Source organism: Bacteroides sp. 1001302B_160321_D4 (assembly GCF_015667765.1).
GTDB classification, from domain to species: Bacteria; Bacteroidota; Bacteroidia; order Bacteroidales; family Bacteroidaceae; genus Bacteroides; species Bacteroides xylanisolvens.
Genome location: NZ_JADPLO010000153.1, coordinates 1 through 1,319 on the forward strand (window position 1 = coordinate 1; position 1,319 = coordinate 1,319).

A 1,319-nucleotide genomic window follows, 5' to 3' on the forward strand; every position below is an offset into this window, starting at 1 on the left:
AAACATTGTTGTCCCATTAAAATCTAAAAGAGTTCTTTGAAATATTTGAAATTTAGTTAGTTACAGCGATTTTCCGAGCGAACGGACTTGAATTTGTAGCTTTGCATCAGATTAATCCGATGGCATATGTTCCAAGACAAATACGTTTTCGCTCAATTGGCTTCATTTCTGAATCGAAGTAAGTTTAACCGCATAGTCACCAAGTATGATGGTGATAAATATGTGAAGCACTTCACCTGCTGGAATCAACTACTTGCTTTGATGTTTGGTCAACTTTCTAATCGTGAAAGTCTGCGAGATTTGATAGTTGCTCTTGAAGCTCATCATTCCAAATGTTATCATTTAGGAATGGGTAAAAATGTATCAAAGTCATCGCTGGCAAGAGCAAATCAAGATAGAGACTATCACATCTTTGAAGAATATGCTTACTACCTGGTTAGCGAAGCACGACAAAAGTGTGCTAATCATATTTTCAAACTTGGCGGTAACGTTTATGCTTTCGATTCGACAACTATTGACCTGTGCCTTTCAGTCTTTTGGTGGGCAAAATTCCGCAAAAAGAAAGGTGGTATCAAAGTGCATACATTATATGATGTGGAAACACAGATTCCTGCATTCTTTCATATCACGGAAGCATCCGTACACGATTCTAAAGTTATGATTGAAATTCCTTATGAACCAAGCTCTTATTACATCTTTGACCGCGGTTATAACAACTTCAAAATACTGTATAAAATTCATCAAATTGAAGCCTACTTTGTTGTCAGAGCAAAAAAGAATCTCGGGTACAAATCCATCCAATGGAAACGTAGGCTGCCTAAGAATGTGCTTTCAGACGCAAGTGTATTTCTGACAGGATTCTATCCTAAACAATATTATCCAGAGCCACTTAGATTGGTTAAATATTGGGATGAAGAACAAGAACGAGAATTTACATTCATAACCAATGCGATGCATATATCTGCGCTTCAAGTTGCTGAACTTTATAAAAATCGCTGGCAGGTAGAGCTGTTTTTCAAATGGCTCAAGCAGCACCTTAAAATCAAAAGATTTTGGGGAACTACAGAGAATGCTGTTCGAATACAGATATATGCTGCTATATGCGCTTACTGTTTGGTGGCAATCATTCAACACGATATGCAACTGAACAGAAGTACATATGAAGTGTTACAAATACTGAGCATCTCATTGACTGATAAGACTCATCTGAGAGACCTCTTTGATAAAACTAAATTTCAAAATGACAAAGAACGATTCGGACCAAATGGGCCAAGTTTATTTAATTTTTAATTCGTCCCAATTTTAATGGGACACTAATG

Annotated in this window: 1 protein-coding gene; it reads left to right on the forward strand. The window is 36.7% G+C overall.

The features are described from left to right. The first annotated feature begins 126 nt into the window (after positions 1-126). Positions 127-1,290, forward strand: coding sequence for an IS4 family transposase (locus tag KFO40_RS25575; protein ID WP_005868407.1), 1,164 nt, complete (start codon positions 127-129; stop codon positions 1,288-1,290). The last annotated feature ends 29 nt before the right edge of the window (positions 1,291-1,319 follow it).